Annotated in this window: 12 protein-coding genes, 1 tRNA gene and 1 pseudogene; 5 read left to right on the top strand and 9 right to left on the bottom strand. The window is 52.3% G+C overall.

The genetic code is table 11. The annotated features are described in order from the left end of the window. Nucleotides 1-122: 122 nt before the first annotated feature. Entirely contained in the window at nt 123-857 is a 735-nt protein-coding gene (locus GJV78_RS03065; protein WP_155106942.1) for a GntR family transcriptional regulator, read from the bottom strand. 113 nt (nt 858-970) lie between these two features. On the opposite strand from GJV78_RS03065, the gene GJV78_RS03060 reads away from it, so the two are divergent. From GJV78_RS03060 to GJV78_RS03050, 3 genes are all read left to right on the top strand, one after another. Further along, nucleotides 971-1,768, top strand: a complete 798-nt coding sequence (locus GJV78_RS03060; protein WP_155106941.1) for an amidohydrolase family protein — start codon at nt 971-973, stop codon at nt 1,766-1,768. Nucleotides 1,769-1,799: 31 nt separating this feature from the next. Then, nucleotides 1,800-3,149, top strand: a complete 1,350-nt coding sequence (locus GJV78_RS03055) for an MFS transporter (protein ID WP_155106940.1) — start codon at nt 1,800-1,802, stop codon at nt 3,147-3,149. 468 nt (nt 3,150-3,617) lie between these two features. Continuing rightward, a complete protein-coding gene (locus GJV78_RS03050) occupies nt 3,618-4,310 on the top strand; it encodes a helix-turn-helix transcriptional regulator (RefSeq protein WP_167519344.1) in 693 nt (230 codons plus the stop codon). Between the two features lie 18 nt (nt 4,311-4,328). On the opposite strand, the gene GJV78_RS03045 is transcribed toward GJV78_RS03050, so the two are convergent. Next, nucleotides 4,329-4,964 (bottom strand): acyl-homoserine-lactone synthase, encoded by a 636-nt coding sequence (locus GJV78_RS03045; RefSeq protein ID WP_155106939.1) that lies wholly within the window; start codon nt 4,962-4,964, stop codon nt 4,329-4,331. A gap of 638 nt (nt 4,965-5,602) precedes the next feature. Continuing rightward, the gene (locus GJV78_RS03040; RefSeq protein ID WP_155107084.1) at nt 5,603-6,766 is read right to left on the bottom strand and encodes a mandelate racemase/muconate lactonizing enzyme family protein; all 1,164 of its coding nucleotides are present in this window, start codon (nt 6,764-6,766) and stop codon (nt 5,603-5,605) included. A 315-nt stretch (nt 6,767-7,081) separates the two neighbouring features. On the opposite strand from GJV78_RS03040, the gene GJV78_RS03035 reads away from it, so the two are divergent. Continuing rightward, nucleotides 7,082-8,032 (top strand): LysR family transcriptional regulator, encoded by a 951-nt coding sequence (locus tag GJV78_RS03035; protein WP_155106938.1) that lies wholly within the window; start codon nt 7,082-7,084, stop codon nt 8,030-8,032. A 280-nt stretch (nt 8,033-8,312) separates the two neighbouring features. On the opposite strand, the gene GJV78_RS03030 is transcribed toward GJV78_RS03035, so the two are convergent. Next, nucleotides 8,313-9,098, bottom strand: a complete 786-nt coding sequence (locus tag GJV78_RS03030) for a tyrosine-protein phosphatase (RefSeq protein WP_155106937.1) — start codon at nt 9,096-9,098, stop codon at nt 8,313-8,315. Between the two features lie 415 nt (nt 9,099-9,513). Continuing rightward, complete coding sequence (locus tag GJV78_RS03025) at nt 9,514-10,410, bottom strand: LysR family transcriptional regulator (RefSeq protein WP_155106936.1); 897 nt, start codon at nt 10,408-10,410, stop codon at nt 9,514-9,516. 185 nt (nt 10,411-10,595) lie between these two features. Between GJV78_RS03025 and GJV78_RS03020 the strand changes: the two genes are divergently transcribed. Then, the gene (locus GJV78_RS03020; RefSeq protein WP_155106935.1) at nt 10,596-11,573 is read left to right on the top strand and encodes an NAD(P)H-dependent flavin oxidoreductase; all 978 of its coding nucleotides are present in this window, start codon (nt 10,596-10,598) and stop codon (nt 11,571-11,573) included. On the opposite strand, the pseudogene GJV78_RS03015 reads toward GJV78_RS03020, so the two are convergent. The 4 genes and pseudogenes from GJV78_RS03015 to actS all read right to left on the bottom strand — a co-directional run. After that, a pseudogene (locus GJV78_RS03015) lies at nt 11,558-11,974 on the bottom strand (hypothetical protein); the annotation flags it as partial. The gene GJV78_RS03020 and the pseudogene GJV78_RS03015 overlap by 16 nt on opposite strands. 174 nt (nt 11,975-12,148) lie before the next feature. Then, the gene (locus GJV78_RS03010) at nt 12,149-15,544 is read right to left on the bottom strand and encodes an AIDA repeat-containing protein (protein ID WP_155106934.1); all 3,396 of its coding nucleotides are present in this window, start codon (nt 15,542-15,544) and stop codon (nt 12,149-12,151) included. Nucleotides 15,545-16,330: 786 nt separating this feature from the next. After that, nucleotides 16,331-16,404 (bottom strand) — tRNA-Gly (locus tag GJV78_RS03005). A 79-nt stretch (nt 16,405-16,483) separates the two neighbouring features. Next, complete coding sequence (gene actS, locus GJV78_RS03000) at nt 16,484-17,272, bottom strand: amidase activator ActS (RefSeq protein ID WP_155106933.1); 789 nt, start codon at nt 17,270-17,272, stop codon at nt 16,484-16,486. Nucleotides 17,273-17,493 lie beyond the last annotated feature (221 nt).

The raw sequence follows: 17,493 nt of genomic DNA, 5'->3' as shown, positions 1-17,493 counted from the left end.
GAACAGGCTCGCGCCCGGCCCCGGCGCTGCTTGGCCTCCAGGGACACACGTTAAGCCGCCGTTATAGCCATGGGCTTCAGGAGTACGGCCCCCCGGGAAATAGCGCAAAAAGCGGAGCGGCGCTATTCTGCGTCTGCCTGCCGATGAGACGTATAGTGAATTTCATACTCTTCCCGATAGAGCGTTTCTCCCCATAACATCGGTTTGTTGTCCGATGTGAAACAGGTATGTTGCCGTACGAGGATCGGACGGGAGCGTTTTATTTTAAGCCGCCGGGCGGCCTCCTGGCCGGGAAGGGCTACCCGTACCTGATTAGCGATGGTTTGTATGTCGATTCCCAGCAGGTGTTGAAATATATTTTGCAGCGCGTCCGCTTCCAGCGCTTTCTTATCAATTTGCAGGGCGATGATGGAGGGCATATAGCGAATTTCAAGGGCGATGGGCTGCTGATTAATCAGGCGAAGCCTTAAAAGTCGGTGAATACTTTCCTTTCTGGAAAGCATCAGCTTTGTCTGCAACAGCGCTGATGTTGCAACAGGGCCAAACTCTACAAGCTGATACTCCAGATGTTTATCAACGCCAATCAGATCTTTTTCAAAATAACCAAGCGTTTGCGTATTCATAACCGTGACAACAGCGGGACTTTTGACAAAGGTTCCCCGCCCTCTTACACGTTCAATCAACCCATCCGTAAGTAAGCCCTGCATCGCATGAACAACCGTTGCCCGCGTAGTATTAAATTGTCCAGCGAGTTCATTTTCAGAGGGTAAGCGCTCGCCTTGTTTATATACATTTTGTGCGATCCCCTTGCGTAATGTTTCTCGGATCTGCACGTAGACAGGCAAATTGCGATGCATCTCAAACTAATCCTTCGCACCAGGTTGCATAGTCAACTATGCAACATTGAGAATGATGATACGGCATTCTAGCAGATTTCCTCTCCGCTTGTGGTCGGGCATACACAGATAAAATGATTTTTGATACACATGCACATGTTTTTGTTCGTGGGCTGCCGCTGGCGCAGCACTGTCGTTATGTACCTGATTACGACGCCACGCCAGAGGACTACATTGCCCATTTAGACCGGTTTGGTATCGATATGGGTATATTGGTCCAACCCAGCTTCCTCGGCACGGATAATCACTATATGCTGGAAGCTCTGCGCCGTTATCCAACGCGATTCCGCGGCGTCGCAGTGGTAGAGCCAGGCATTGCACACGCAGAACTGGATGCAATGGCGGAGTCAGGGGTTATTGGTATTCGTCTGAATCTGATAGGAACGGCTTTGCCCGATCTTACGCTACCAGCATGGCAAAAACTCTTTGGCCATATAAAAGCGCTTGGCTGGCACGTTGAGCTGCATCGGGAGGCAAGAGATTTACCCGATTTAATTCGTCCTTTACTTAAGGCAGAAGTAAAAATCGTTGTTGATCACTTTGGCTTACCGTCTCAGGAATATCAACAAGACGATCCTGGGTTTCAGTTTTTACTTAAACATGCTGCCACGCATAAAATCTGGCTAAAATTATCTGGTGCCTATCGCAATGGTAACCCGGCAACTGCCGATAAGAATGTAGCACCTTTAATTCCCCTTCTGCTTCAGGAATTTGGCACCTCGCATTTATTGTGGGGAAGCGACTGGCCGCATACCCGATTTGAAAACGCCTTCAACTATCAGAAAGCTTTCGATCTATTTAAACATCAAATACCTGAAGAAAAAATAAGACAGGAAATCCTCTCGATCGGTGCGAGGTTACTGATCGATTAATTAAAGTACAGAAAAAATCGAAAGGGATACTATGACCATTTTTTATAAGAAAAGTTGGTACAAATGGATTGTATTAGTTATGTGTATACTTGCCTATTCATCGGGAAATCTGGTGCGCTGGAATTATACCGGTATTTCTCAGTACCTGGTTGGTGAGTGGCATATAGGTAAAGAAGAGCTGGGGATTCTGGGGTCCGCATTTTTCTACGCTTACGCTATTGGTCAAAGCCCCTGGGGAACCCTTACCGATATCTGGGGTGGCAGAAGAGTTATCTCTGTAGGTATTCTGCTCACTGCCGTGATGTTCTCTCTCTTCGCCTATGCGGGGGGATATCATACCGCTATTATTATCAGAGCCTTAATGGGGTTTGTTGGCGCAGCAACCTTTGTTCCTTGCATGGCGGTACTCTCACGGTGGTTCACGAAAAAAGAGCGAGGTATGGTTTTAAATATCTTCTCGGGTACGGGCGGTGGCATAGGTGAGCTTTGGTCATTTTTATTAATGCCCCTGATCTCATTATTTATGGTTGGCGGAGCCACGTTTTTTGGCCTTAGCTCCTGGCGCGCTTCCACGCTAATCATGACCTTCGTGACTCTGGTAATCATGCTGTTATGCTTTATTGGTATGCGCTCAGATCCAGCGGATTTAGGGCTGCCATCCGTTGTCGAGCAGGAGACACGTAAACAGGTAAAAGATCGCAGCTATAAAGCCGCCCTGCTCAGCGCGTTACGCGACCCGTGGTTCTGGATAATTACGTTTGCCTGGCAGGGCTTTACGGTCTCTTTACGCCTCCTTCCCGCCTGGCTCCCCATTTATGCCGCTGCTTATTACAAACAGACTCAGGGTTTATCAAACGTCGAAGCGATGGTAGCCGGCGGCATGATGGCATCGGTATATATTGCGGGGCGTATTCTGGGAACGCCGTTATTTGGCAAATTATCTGATGTCCTGCTGGTGCGTTATAACGTGCCAAGAACGCTTATTATCGCCTGTTTTCATATCTTCATTACGCTATCGATGTTTATATTAAGTCATCAGATGCCATCCACCCTGATGTTTGCAGTGCTGGTTTTCGTCATCGGCGCAGCCATTAATATGTTCCCTCTGGTTAATGCGGCCGTCGCCGAAATTTGGCCAGTCAAAACCGGTGGCGCGTTAATGGGGATGGTGAATACGGTCGGTCAGTTAATTGGCGCTTCAGCGTTAGCTTATAGTGGATTTATGGCAAATAAGTTCTCTGTTGCTGATGCCGGGTACAATTTTGAATATCGCGGAATCTGGTATCTGGCCATGATTTTCAGCTCCATATCTATTGTTGCTTCCCTACTGGCGATACGTCGTGAGAAACAAAGTATTCGGGAAAATACTTTGTGCCAATAATATATATTTCAATGCTATTTGGGATAGGGTTAAGCACGCAAAACTATAAAGGTGAAACGATCGCATAATTTACCTGCCCCGGGGCGTATACGTCGCTTATCCGACACCGCGCGGCGGGTGGGATAAAGCGAGGGGGGAAAATACAGAAATTTTATCGCTCCCCTGAAACCCACCGCCGCCTGCGGCCCGGTGAGTTAGTTCAGCTTCTGCAGCCGCGTTTCGCCTTCATCCATCGACAGCTGATACATTGACATCCTCCCCGCCCTAAAGGACGGGGCTTTACGGCGCACTGGGTAAAACAGCGTAGACAAAACGCTGGCAGAGCTATGGCCAGGGCAAACTGTGATCTGTTGCCGCTATTGCGCAATAACGCAGATATTACTTTTACATTATTGATGTACTCTCTATCTTTTTAAAAGATAAAGAGGCACGCTATACTTCCCCCCTACTCCAGAGGCAGCCACCGACGTGAAGGATACCTATTACAACGATAAAAAGATCAATGCGTTAATCCAGAATGATCTGCATGATTTTTTTAAGGATTATAAATGCATAACCTACGCCTATGCAATTATGAACAAGAAAGATCCCTCACAAATGCGTATCTTTAATAACAATCCGACATGGTTCAACATCTATCTTGAAAGAAAATATCAATTTATTGATCCGGTAATTATTAGGGCGTTAAGCAGTGTTGAAGATTTTTTCTGGGAGAATAAGGTATCGCTGACAAGCGGTTACAATCTTACCCGCATCTTTAACGAAAGTTATGAACATAACGTGTACCAGGGGCGAACGTTCCCGCTGCATGACTATATGAACAATCTTGTGGTACTGTCGATTATCAGCCAGAAAGATTCCGGTATTGAGATGAATTTATGCCGCTCACATATTATGCTTTTTCTTGTTCAGCTACATCAGAAAACCCTCAACCTTTACAGCAAAGTTAACCAGAAGAAGAACGTCTTTTTATCGCCTCGCGAACAGCAGATCCTGAAATGGGTCAGTTCGGGGAAAACTTACGCTGAAGTTGCCGTGATTTTGTCGATTACGGAGCGAACCGTAAAATTTCATATGAGTAATGCGATGAAGAAGCTTGGAGTCAACAACGCCCGGCACGCGGTAAAACTGGGGATGGAGCTCAGATTGCTGGATAACTGAGCTCCCGCCAACCGCTATTTACAGACGGCTTAGCTGTTGACACATCTCGCGAAGCCAGCCGCTGGCCCGGTCTTTGCTGATAATGTCTTCGATCGCGCTTTCACTGGCAGGCATGAAAATATAGTAAATAGCTTCTCCTTTCTCAGAAAGCCCTTCCTGAATAACGTCTATTTTCCAGTTAGCACGGCGAAATATGGCATACATGCCGCGGCTGGCAACGGCATACATTCCCCGATAGCCTTTCTTCATGCAATAAAATATCATCGCCAGAAACAGCGCCTTGCTGGCAGGCAACCCCCGGAGGTTTCCGGAATCTCGCCGGTCCTTATCTAAAAAGAGGCGGCTGACTTCACAGCAGGGAATATCCGTGGGGAGGGTGATATTATGAAAATATTCATGAAATATTTCGCCGATCATCGTAGGCTGCGTCGCTTCGATAAATCGCGCTCCGCACAGTAAGTGCCCTTCATTTATCCCCAAAAGATAAGTCGTATTTTCATTGTCAAACCGATCTTTTTCCAGGCCATTTATGCAATCAACTTTCCAGTCAAGCCGCTCACAAAATGTTTTTTTGCGCAGCTGGTAAAGTTCACGGGCAAATCCTGAGGGCAACTCATCATAATCAAGCAACAAAAATTCAACAAAAGAGCTCATTCATCATTCCTGATAATAACATGCTGAAATTATTATCCCCTGTCTTTTAGGACAGCTTTTTTTTATGTCTGGCCTTCTTTATACTCAAAAAGTGCCTGGTTAATAGCACTCAGGTGGGCAAAGACCAGTACCAGGGATAAATCCACCAGTGATTATCTACCATTAAAGGTGCCGGGTACAGAATGTAAGAAGCACTTAAAATATAAAAAATTACTAAAGCACGACGGATATCAAATAATTATAAGTAATATCTTGCCCCCTGTTTTTTCAGGGGGTAGCATTTTTGGTCGCTTATACCAGGACGGAAAATACTCTCTCCTCTTGCCGTTACCGCCGCGCTATTTGACAAGCTGCGCCGTTTCCGCGCCCGGCTGTAATGAAAGCTCCCCTCGGTCAGGCCCCGCGGCGTCATAAGCTTCAGCTAAACAGAACGGGCCGCCTGACGACGCTGACGCGGCCCCGATCCTGCGTCAGCAAAACGTCCCGCGTCACGCCGGGCATAATTTTTATCGCGCGACGGATAGCTATTCAGGTGCCCAAACCGGCACCCTGAAGTATGACGGGTATAAATCTGCTCCCTTCCTGCTTTATCAGAAAGAAGGGAATCCGGAAATATTATTACTTTTTAACAGCCTGTTTTATTCAGCCAACGCCCGCATTTCTTTGATGAGATCGAATTTACCTTCAAAGCCGATCCCCGGCAGTTCCGGCATGATGATATGACCGTCTTCAACGTTAACGGAGTCCGGAAAACCGCCATAAGGCTGGAATAAGTCAGGATAGCTTTCATTACTGCCAAGGCCCAGCCCCGCAGCGATGTTCAGGGACATCTGGTGCCCGCCGTGGGGTATACAGCGGGATGGCGACCAGCCATACTGCTTAAGCACATCCAGGGTGCGTAAATATTCCACCAGACCGTAGGAAAGCGCGCAGTCGAACTGCAGATAATCTCGATCGGGACGCATACCGCCATAACGTAACAGATTACGTGCATCCTGATGAGAAAACAGGTTTTCACCGGTTGCCATTGAACCCGGATAGAATTCAGAGAGCGTGGCCTGCAGCGAATAATCCAGCGGATCGCCCGCTTCCTCATACCAGAACAGCGGATACTCACGCAACATTTTTGCATAAGCGATAGCCGTTTCCAGATCAAAGCGGCCATTTGCATCCACTGCCAGGCGCGCTTCACTACCGATTTCTTGCAGAACAGCCTCAATGCGACGGCGATCTTCTTCGATAGCGGCTCCCCCGATTTTCATTTTAACCACGGTATAACCACGGTTCAGATACCCACGCATCTCCTGCCGCAGGGCGATCAAATCTTTCCCCGGATAATAGTAGCCGCCGGCAGCATAAACAAACACGCGGGGATTAGCCTCAACGCCTTTCATTTCGGCCAGAAGGCGAAACAGAGGTTTTCCTGCAATTTTTGCGGTGGCGTCCCAAATAGCCATATCCAGCGTACCAACCGCGACGGAGCGTTCGCCGTAACCGCCGGGCTTTTCGTTACTCATCATGACATCCCAGAGACAATGCGGATCAAGGTTATCACCTTTATCATTTAGCAGGCTGTCCGGGGCCGCATTCAGAATACGATCGCGAAAACGCTCGCGAATAAGGCCGCCCTGACCATAACGGCCATTGGAATTAAACCCATACCCCACCACACGACGACCGTCCACTTCGACATCAGTCACGACTGCGACAAGGCTGGTCGTCATTTTACTGAAGTCGATATAAGCGTTGCGGATGGGGGAAGCAATAGGCCTGGTGACTTCTACTACGTCCAGGATACGCATATGTCCTCCGAATAATACGTTAATCAAAAAAAGAATTTTCATTGCCGGCGGCCTGACATAATGTGTCATGCCATTATGTAGGCAATAAAGGTTGCGGAGCTTTTTAAGCAGGCCATAATGACCGGCTTTCGAATATATCCCCGTCATACTTCAAGTTGCATGTGCATTGGCTTTATTCGACCCGGGGGCCTCACCCCTTCGGGGCCAGCCCTGGGGCTGTTCAAAACGCGCTGCGTTTTGTCCTGCAACTCGAATTATTTAAGGTATATTATGGCCATAAATCGGCTATTTCTAATGCAGATAAGGATCCCTGTAATGCAAAACCAGCATCATCTGGAGCTAACATGGCTTGAAGACTGTATCGCGCTGGCCGATACTTTAAATTTCTCGCGAGCAGCAGCTTTGCGATATGTGACACAGCCAGCATTTAGCCGGCGGATACAGTCGCTTGAAGAATGGCTGGGAACAACGCTGTTTGAAAGAAACCGACGCGGCGTCACGCTAACCCGGGCAGGAGAAATATTCGTTAAGCAGGCCCCGGATCTGATCAGAAGCTTATATATGCTACGCGATGAGACGCTGGAGGCTGCCGGTAATGCAAAGCCGGATATTATTTTTTCAGCTACGCATTCACTTTCTTTTTCCTTTTTTCCGAATCTTCTCAGGAATAACAAAACGTTTGCCCGCTTCTGCTCTTTCCGGTTGATGTCAGACTCCCTCACCGCCTGTGAGCGTATGCTTATTCAGGGAGATGCCCATTTTTTGCTATGTTATTATCACCCTCATATGCACATCAATCTGGAACAGGAAAAGTTTTTAAGCATCAGGCTGGGACAGGATATTCTGCGGCCTTATACCGGCATCGATCCCCACTCCGGGCAACCCGTGTGGATGCCAGGAAACAAAAGAAAGTTTTCATACCTTTCCTTTTCTGCCGAGTCAGGACTTGGAAGAATTATTTCAAATAGCGCAGCAGTGAACAAAATAAAGAGGGGAATGAAAATTGAATTTGTGGCCGATCTGGCGGCGACGCTTCTGGCAATGATAAAAGATGGTGATGGCGTCGCCTGGCTTCCGCAGAAGCTGGCAGAGGCAGATGTGCAAAACGGGAGTATTTGCCCGGCCGCCCCGGAACACAATGATTTAAATATTCCTGTGGAGATACGGCTCTATCGCCCCGCGACCAAAATGACCGGCGTTGCGGAGGAATTATGGGAACAGCTTGTTTCCGAACAGAACCGGGCTGTGCTCCTTAACCGTTCGTGAGCGTCGCGGGCAGTCAATCAGGCCCGGAGCACAGCGCGGGCCATAAGGCCTGACACTCCCGGATGCCCGGCGAGCCACGCAGTACCTGAGCTGAACGGCCCAGCCGAGCCCGGCTAAAGGTCACAGCATAATCACCGGCGCTGGCCCCGCCAGGGCGAGTCCTATAGATGAGACGAGTCCCCTGGGCCAACGCACATGCAGCCTGAAGTATGGCGGGTAGATATGAAAAACCCAGGAAAGCAGCTACAGCGTAGGCACCCTGATTCTGTGATGCGCTACGTTAGCCTTCAAGCAGCCTTTCCTGCATCAGGGCGCAGGCCTGGGGCGTCAGCTGAAATTCCGCGCTTAGCCAGGCGGCAACGCTGCCATAACGGTCGTGGATGGCTGAGAGCGCGGCCATAAGGTATGACTCTTTCACGGTCAGGATATCCGCCAGATTCTGTCGCCCCTGTTTACTGAGGCTCTGGCCCAGCGTGCTGACGATCTCGTTTTCCACCTGGGTGAGCATTCCCTGGGTGAGCAGGTACTCTTCCATCACCGTGTGGCTATCGCAGCCGAGAGCGAACAGCGTCAGCGCGCAGCCCACGCCGGTACGATCTTTACCGACCGCGCAGTGCTGTAACAGCGCACCGTCGAATGGCTCCATCAGCCATCCGGCAAGCTGGCGATAGGCGGCGTTATTGAACGGCAGCTGGCGATAAAGCTCCAGCATAAATTGTTCGCCGTTAAGGGCGTTAAGCGTCCCGGCGTCAAAATCGGTCACTTTCGCATTGACGTCGTGAACATAGGGGTTGGCGGGAACGTTATGATAGTGGGCCAGTTCATTAAGCTTATCGGGGCTGCGATTCGCTTCATCCGGGTCGCGATAATCAATCACATGCCGCAGCGGAATCGCGTTCAGATGATTCAGATCGTCCGTTGTCATCCTGTGCAGCGAGCCGGAACGGAGTAATTTCCCCGAGCGTACACGGCGTCCGTCGACGGTACGCTGCCCCCCCAGATCGCGAAAATTGATACCGCCCTGCAGGGTTAAAAAAGCCGGATGGCGCGGCTGGCTGTTTGTCATACTCTTCTCCCTTATAAACATTTCGATCCTGATCTTTCGCAGTATCACTCACTGCGACGACGCTCACGATGTGGACATCATTGACCGGAGAATATCATGTTTTTTCAGCTTTCTCTGCTGATGCCCATGGCCTGACCGGGAAAGACATAATCAGGGTAGCCATCTGATTAAAGGGTATATATTCATCTCAATATATGTATACCCGTCATACTTCAGGCTGCATGTGCGTTGGCTTTATTCGGCGCTGGGGCCTCACCCTGAAGGGCCGCCGCCAGCGGCGTTCAAATCGGCTAAGCCGATTTGTCCTCGTTCACCCCGGTCACTTACTCCAGTAAGCTCCCGGGGATTCTCTGCGTTGCCGCCTTCATGCAACTCGAATTATTTAGGGTATATAACCCGGTGATAACCGCCGGTGTCAGCCCCTGTTGCAATCGCCCAGCAGACCTTCCAGCCACTGCGCAAATACCCGCACCTTGTGCGATAAATGTCGATGTGGATAGAGCAGCGACAGTTTGCGCGACGGGCACGGAAAATTCGGCAGGACCTCAATAAGCTGGCCGCTATCAATATAGGGCTGTAAAAAGAAATTCATCCCCTGCAGCAGCCCCAGCCCCTCAAGGCCAGCCGTAATATAAACCTCAGAATTATCGAGGACCAGCCTGCCGGGGAGCGTCATTTCTTTTACCCCCTGCGCGGTCACAAAGTGCCAGGGCATGACTTTCCGGTTATTGCTGACAATCCAGTTTACCGCCTGATGATGGTGCAGATCGTCAAGGGTCTCCGGCGTCCCGTAGCGCGCAAGGTAGCCCGGGCTGGCGCAGGTGACGCGCCTGACGCTGCCCAGCGGACGGGCCACATAGTCTCCGTCAAAGAGTTCGCCCACCCGCAGCATACAGTCGAGACCGTCACGCAGCATATCCCGGCGGACGTCGGAGCTGCTGAGGATAATAGTGAGATTTGGATGAGCGTCGTAAAACGCCTGTAGTTTTGGCACCACGACCAGGCGGGCGAAAGCTACCGGCATGTCAACACGCAGCTGGCCGTGCAGCGCCCGATCTGACGCAAAGGACGCCAGCAAATCGTCGGCCTGTAAAAGCAAAGGCTTACTGCGCTGGTAAAACTCTTCGCCTTCCGGCGTCAGGTAGATACGGCGCGTGGTGCGCTGGAGCAGCCGCACGCCGCTCTCCAGCTCAAGCTGCTGCACGGCTTTGGTCACCGCGGGGCGATGGATCTGCAGGTTTTCCGCCGCCTTTGTGAAGCTGCCTGAGTCGACAATTTCGATAAAAATCTTAATATTTTCAAAAAGATTCATGCTGCTGATGCGTATCACTACGCCCTAAAGAAGGCATTGTTATTTATTTAATAACAGTGAATTACTTTTTTCACTATTTTTCTGAACAATAAGGCTATATACACTGCCTGCACTCAGCAAGTTCGATCTATACCCGCCAAACTTCAGGCTGCATGTGCGACGGGTATGTACAAGGAAATAAAATCATGAAAACTAACCGAATCTGTCAGATCCTGGGCATTGAAAAACCGGTGATTCAGGGGCCGCTTTCCTGGCTGACCGACGCACGCCTGGTCGCCGCGGTCAGTAACGCCGGAGGCCTTGGCGTACTGGGGCCAAACGCGGGCCTCACCGCGGAAACCGCCGTATCGACGCCGGAAGAAACGGCGGAAAAAATGCGTGAAGAGATTCGTAAAACCAAACGGTTAACCGAAAAGCCCTTCGCCGTAAATCTTATTCCGACGCCGCAAAATGATATCTGGACGCCCGGCATCCTGAAGGTAATTAAGGAAGAAGCGGTTAAAGCCGTGGTCTATACCGGCTATGGCGAAGGTGCCATTATCCCGGCGCTTTTCGCCGAACTGAAGGCCGCCGGCGTCGCAATTATCTATCGCGATATCAATCCAACGCCTGAAAACAGCCGCGAAGCGGAGCGCGCCGGTGCCGATATTATTGTGGCGACCGGTTTTGACGAAGGCGGCACTCTGCCAGGTACTGTACTCGGTACGTTTTCTATCGTTCCGATGATTGTCGATGCCGTTGAGCATGTCCCGGTGCTGGCCGCCGGTGGGATCGTCGATAAGCGCACGGCCAGGGCGGCCCATGCCCTGGGCGCAGAGGGCGTGTTCGCCGGTTCCGTATTTATCAGCACCGAGGAAAGCCGCGTCCCGCAGTCGGTAAAAGAGAAAATTGTCGCCGCTAACGGGCTGGATTTAAGCCTGTTCCGTACTCTGCCGGACTACTACCGCTCTTTACCAGGCAAGCTGGCCAAAAAGCTGGTGGAGATGGATAGCGCGGGTGCCAGCAAAGAGGAGATAGGCCGGGTAATGGGCGGCCTGCGCGGGCTGCGGCTGGGTATGCTGGAAGGTAATACCGATGAAGGCTATATCTCACTGGGCACCGGAATCGGCGGTATTAAAGCGATTACCCGCGTGGCCGAAGTGGTTGAACAGCTCACGGCATAACGAAGACGGGCAGCCGGGCGCTGCCCGGTTTGGTTAACGGAGCATGACCACAGGTCGGTGACCATCGCCAGGTACAGCCAGCCTTCACCGGTGCGCTGGTATGTAATGTCACCGGCCCACTTACGGTTCGGACCGCCGGTGCGGAAGTCCTGCTTCAGCAGGTTCTCTGGCACCGGCAGGCCGTGTTCGCGATAGCTGTACCCGGCACATCGCCTGTTCGCGTTCAGAATAAGAGAGCTGATTTTGCTATTTATTGCGCCAGCTGTTGAGCTGTGATTCATACAGGCTGAGCGGGTGGCGGCGGTAACACCAATGCGCCCAGCCAGTTTAAGGGCTTCCTCACAGAATTCAGGCGAGTGCTGTTTGCGGATCTCTTTGCTGGTTGATACTGGTTTTGTCATGTGAGCTACCTCTGGGTAAGAGTTTACTCACTTAGTTATTGCTGGGTAAGATCAGTTTCTCCAAAATAAAAAACCAGCGACTGAGCGCTGGCATAACGTTAATTACATAACGTAAAAAACAAAAAGCCCCTGCGGCATCAGCAGCAGGGGCCGGATGTTAAAAAGACCCGATTATCAGAATGCGACTTTCAGTGTTGCCTGCCCATTATAACCGTCGGCACTGCTACCACTAACGCTACGGGTGTAACCGCCCTGAATACCCAGCGTGACGTTCTGGCGGATGAGCGCATCAATACCCGCCTGGAAATCAACGGATGTGCCATCCTGAGATGGGGTAAAGGTAACATTGCTGCCCGCAGCGGCCGTTCCCATGCTCAAATCACCATCTGAGCTGAAAGTGCGAATAACCGACGGGCGCACCCACCAGTTAACCGGCAGTTCGCTTACGCTGTGCTTCATGCTGTCGCTAAAAGCGGCCTGCGTGGAGGTAGCGTTACCGAAGGTCAGCTCCGACTGGCTGCCGAAGCGAAGACCGGCGCGGAGGTGCTGTGCGCTGCCGTCGCCGAAGTTCACATAACCGCCATTATCATGACCGTTATTCAGGGACAGACCCTGCCAGATATACTGAAGCTGTGGCTCCAGTACCAGGCTATCCGTTACACTCAACGGCAGGCCGGTTTCCAGCGAGGCCAGCCAGCCCCAGCCATGAGTGTCAACGCTGTCGGCATCTGAGTTCGCTTGCAGATTATGACGGGAGCCCTGCGCCACCACGTCCGCCCACAGCCCGCTGTTCGCATGTACCGCCGTCAGATATCCCCCCAGGCTGTACACATCATCACGGACCGTTCCGGCACGGGAGCGATCATCATCTTTCACGTCAACTGAAGAGTGCCCCGCCGCGCCATACACGCCGGCGTTCAGCGACGGCGTACTCAGCAGGTCGCCGCCCAGTTGCACAAAACCATAGCTGCCGCTGCTTTCCGGTGTCGCACCCTGCGCAATGCCGCCGTTATTATCATGCCCCATGTGGCCGCCCTGAATACGCCCCCAGACGCCGCTGTCGCCTTTGACGGCGCTGCGCTGGCTGTAGCTGCCCGCCAGCGCCCGATCGTAATCCATACTCTGCGCAAACAGCGAAGCATAAAGCGCAACTTCAGCACGATAGCCAGCTTCGCTGGACAGATACCAGTTTTCATCCGCAGTACCGTGGTTCAGCACGTAGTTATACGCGCCAGCCTGCAGCTTTTTGCCCAGCGCAAAAGCCCCGGCATCCGTCGTGGCACCGTTGATGGCCTCCACCACTTTGATACCGTCACCCGTGGTGGCGAAACCCAGCCCGGCATCCCCTGCGTTGGTGAAATTCAGCCAGGTTTTTCCCGTTGCCCGCCCGCCATCGATGACCAGCCTGTCAGCCGGGAAATCAGGGTTCGCCAGGTTGATATTCATATTAATGGTGCCGCCCTGCCCGACAAGATTTGTCGTGGTGAGCGTACGGGGAGTAAAGGCGTTAGCAGGCAGACGCACCATGGCTTTGCCGCTCTGCTCCGGGGCGAAGGTTATTGAACCGGCATTTTCAATGGTGCCCGTGCTGACAACATCCCCCGTAACCGTCAGGTTTGCATTCGCGGTCAGGCTGGTGGTGCCGCTCAGGCCGCCGCCAGTTCCCACGCTCAGCTCGCCGCCGCTGCCCACAATGGTGTTTTCCGCGACGGCGTCCGCTTTAACGCTGAAGCGCCCGCCGTTTTCCAGCCAGAGTCCACGGGCGTTGCCGGAAGCAGCATCAATGCTGAATTCACCACGCGCGTTAGTCCCGCTGACCGTTGAACCGCTGTCGGCAATCAACGCGCCACCTTCTTTCATGGTAACGTCTGTCGCCGTTCCGCCATTGTTAACCGCGAGGATGCCGCCCTTATCAACCGTCGTGGCATCTGCAACACCACCAGACAGCACTTCCAGACGACCACCATTCTCAAGGAGGACATTTGAAGCCTGCCGTGTTGCGCCATCAATATCAAAAGCGCCAAGGCTGTTGGAACCTTTAACGGTGGAATCCGTGGTGGCCCACAGAGCGCTTCCTTTTTTCATCACCACATCCGTGACAGAGGCACCGGAATCAACAGAAAGCCAGCCGCCCGCTTCAACGGTGACGTTCCGGGCAGTACCGGCTGCGGGCGTTTGCTGGCCTGAAGCAGGTTCTTCGTCCCATACGGAAATTTCCAGACGGCCCCCACGATTAACAACCGAGTTTACTGCCGTGCCGCCTTCATATACCGACTGCACCCCGCCATTATTAATCACAGTCCCTTCGGCCATCCCGCCCGCGCTGACGTTCTGATATGCCAGATCGGAAAGCAACTCAGTGGAACCTGCATTTCCCAGCGTCGTGTCAATCGCGTAACCGTTGTTCTGGACGCTTTGCCAGGCGTGTTCTTTTATGATGGTATTGGTAGCAGTCCCACCTTCAACGATTTGACGACCGTCGGCATTAATGGTGGTGGCGTCTGAACGCCCACCAGCGGCGATCAGCTGGCTGCCGCCGGCATTAATGGTGGTTTCTGTCGCCACCCCACCGTCACGTACTTCCTGCGTGGCAAAATCGTAGTGGTTGATACAGTCAAACCCGCATTCGCCCCCGGCATTTAACGCGCCATTCAGGGTGGTACTATTAGCATTTCCTGACACGCTTTGTCGGCCGTTGGCATTGATGACGGTATTGTTTGCGGTCCCTTCGGCTTTAACTACCTGCCAGCCGCCGTTGTTAACCACGGTATCCGTCGCCAGCGCACCGGAATGCACATACTGATAACCGCCGTTCAGGACCGTATTCTTCGCCTGCCCGTGTACGCTCTGATCGCCGCCGGACTTAATCGTCGTGGCGACGGCAGTTCCCTGTCCGAAAACGACCTGGCGGCCATTCTCGTTAATGGTTGTATTTGTTGCCGTACCGGAAACAAACATCCCGTCGCTGTTTTCCGCATCCGGCCCGCCCTGCGCCCCGGTATTCACCACCGTGCCAACGGCTTGTGCACCTTCTTTCACTATCAGGTAGCCGCCTTCATTAATGACGGTATCGCTGGCAACCCCGCCGGAATGAACCCATTGCTCGCCGCCGTTCAGAACCGTACCGGAAGACTGGCCGTGTACGCTCTGACCACCACCGGCATTGACCGTTGTATCGCTGGCGCTGCCCCCCTGGAGCACAGCCTGAAGACCATTACTGTTGATGGTGGTGTGGTTGACCACGCCGCCAACCTGCACGTACTGGCCGCCCTGGTTGTTATCTTCATCATCGCTGCCGTACTCAAGGCCCGTGTTAATAGTGGTGTTATTCGCCTGCCCGTAAACCAGCTGTGTGTCGTTATTGCTGATAACCACCCCGTCAGTCGTCTCCCCGACAGGTACAGAGATCTCTGCCGCCAGCGCTGCCCCCGAAGTTAGTCCGGCAACGGCCAGAGCAAGGACCGCGCCAGTACGTTTTCCTTTTGCTTTAGCCAGTTCTGAAACAACCACAAACGCGCCGAGAACTTCGTTCCAGACCAGTCGATAACTGGTATTCAGATTTCGCTTCATCGTATTAACCTTGTTGTGTGTAAATAGTAAAAAGGCCCGCATCCTTTCGGGATGCGGGCCAGTAAAAATTCAGGATAAGAACAGACCGTTCAGTGACCTCCGGACAGTACTAAAATGCGGCAGGGAACGGATGAAACTTAAATCCGCTGTCAGGTGGTAACGTCTCTCGTCACGTCTGAAACCTTCCGCTGAAGGCTGTGTCACATGACTTTCATTTAGCGTAAAAACCGTCGGATAAGCGTGGTACTCACCAATCAGATACCAGACGCCCTGCTGCACAGCCCTAATGATTGCCCGGCTTCGCGTCAACGTTCCGAAAAGCAGTACCTGACCATTTCAGCCAGGTATTTATAAGAACCATTATGTTAAATGGGCTGAGTTTGATCTTAAGTTCCTCTCTTTCAGGAAATTAGCGATGAATCATTTATCGAGGAACAACCAGAGAACTCCACTCCCGGTTGATAATGTGACTCCCCTACCGGTCATGTGCGCCGCAATTTATGGAATGAACTGAGCAAAAAACATCCGGGGACTCAGGAAAACATTCCGGGTGCAGTATTCGAATGGATAACCGGTCCCAGGTTTTCGTAAGTTCAACTTTTTCGAATTCGGGGCAGTCACTGCGCCCGTAAGTGTCCAGGCCGAGTAATTATCCCCCCATCCATACCCCCACATTGAGCCAGGCTCTGGGGGAGCACAATTGAGTTAAACAGACTAATAGAATGCTATAACTACTGATTTATCAAGGGAATAATTGAGTTTGCCAGACTTCAGGGGAGTTAAGACTGGAGCGGGCGAAGGGAATCGAACCCTCGTATAGAGCTTGGGAAGCTCTCGTTCTACCATTGAACTACGCCCGCTTCGGAGTGCGTAACGCATTATAAGCCTTATGCCGTTGTTAGCAAGGGCATAGGCGGCTGACTGGCGAATAATTCGCCGTCAGCACTTAGGTTTACTGCCCTGCGGCGGCAGGTAGCGCAGCGGATCGATGGCCGTCGCGCGATAGCGGATCTGAAAATGCAGCCGCACCGAGGCCGCGTCCGAGCTGCCCATCGTGGCAATCTTCTGCCCCGCCTTTACGCTCTGCCCGTTGTTCACCAGCAGCGTGTCATTATGCGCATAGGCGGTAATGTAATCTTCGTTGTGTTTGATCAGAATAAGGTTGCCATAGCCGCGCAGCTGGTTGCCGACGTAAACCACCTTCCCTGCCCCGGCGGCGTAAACAGGCGCGCCGCGCGCGGCGGCAATATCAATGCCCTTATTGCCCCCGACCGCCGTTGAATACGGCAGAACGATCTTACCGCTGGCGGGCCATCGCCAGCAGCGCTGCCCTGGCGACGGCCAGGCCGACTGCGGCACCGAGGACGAGGGCCTTGCGGCGGCGGTCTTCGCTGTTTTCGTCGTCTTCTTCGGCGTTTTTTTACTGGAATTCTGCGCGGTTTTCCGGGAGACGGTGGCGGACTTCGCTTTACCTGTCAGCCTCAGCTTTTGCCCCACCGCAATGGTGTAGGGGGGCGATATGCCGTTAAGCCGCGCCAGCTCTTTAACGCTGGTGCCGGTATTACGCGAAATACGATACAGCGTATCGCCCCGCTTTACGGTGTAAACGGAGCCAGAATAGGATCCGGCACTGGATGAGCGGCTTCCGGAACAGCCAGCCAGCAGCAGCGCCGCGCACAGCAGCATCGCAATACCTACGCTTTTTTTCTTCAGGCGTCCTGCGCTCAAAACTCCTCCTTACGGCCGTTAAGACGCTTTATCATAACAGCCGCGGACAGGATGCCAAATTTATTGCGCCCGGCAGAAAAATCCTGCCGGGAAGCGGCATCGTTTTCCACGGCTGGCCGTGACCGATAACTTCACCTAAATTGCCCGTTCTGGTAACGTCTTTCCCGCGTTTATAAGCTACGCTGGAGGGCGACAAGCTGGGCTGTTTTTCTACTTTTCAG

The sequence above is a fragment of the Intestinirhabdus alba genome (assembly GCF_009711095.1).
In the GTDB taxonomy this organism is placed as follows: domain Bacteria; phylum Pseudomonadota; class Gammaproteobacteria; order Enterobacterales; family Enterobacteriaceae; genus Intestinirhabdus; species Intestinirhabdus alba.
Note: the sequence above shows the minus strand (reverse complement) of the source record. Positions and strands in the feature narration are given on the sequence as shown.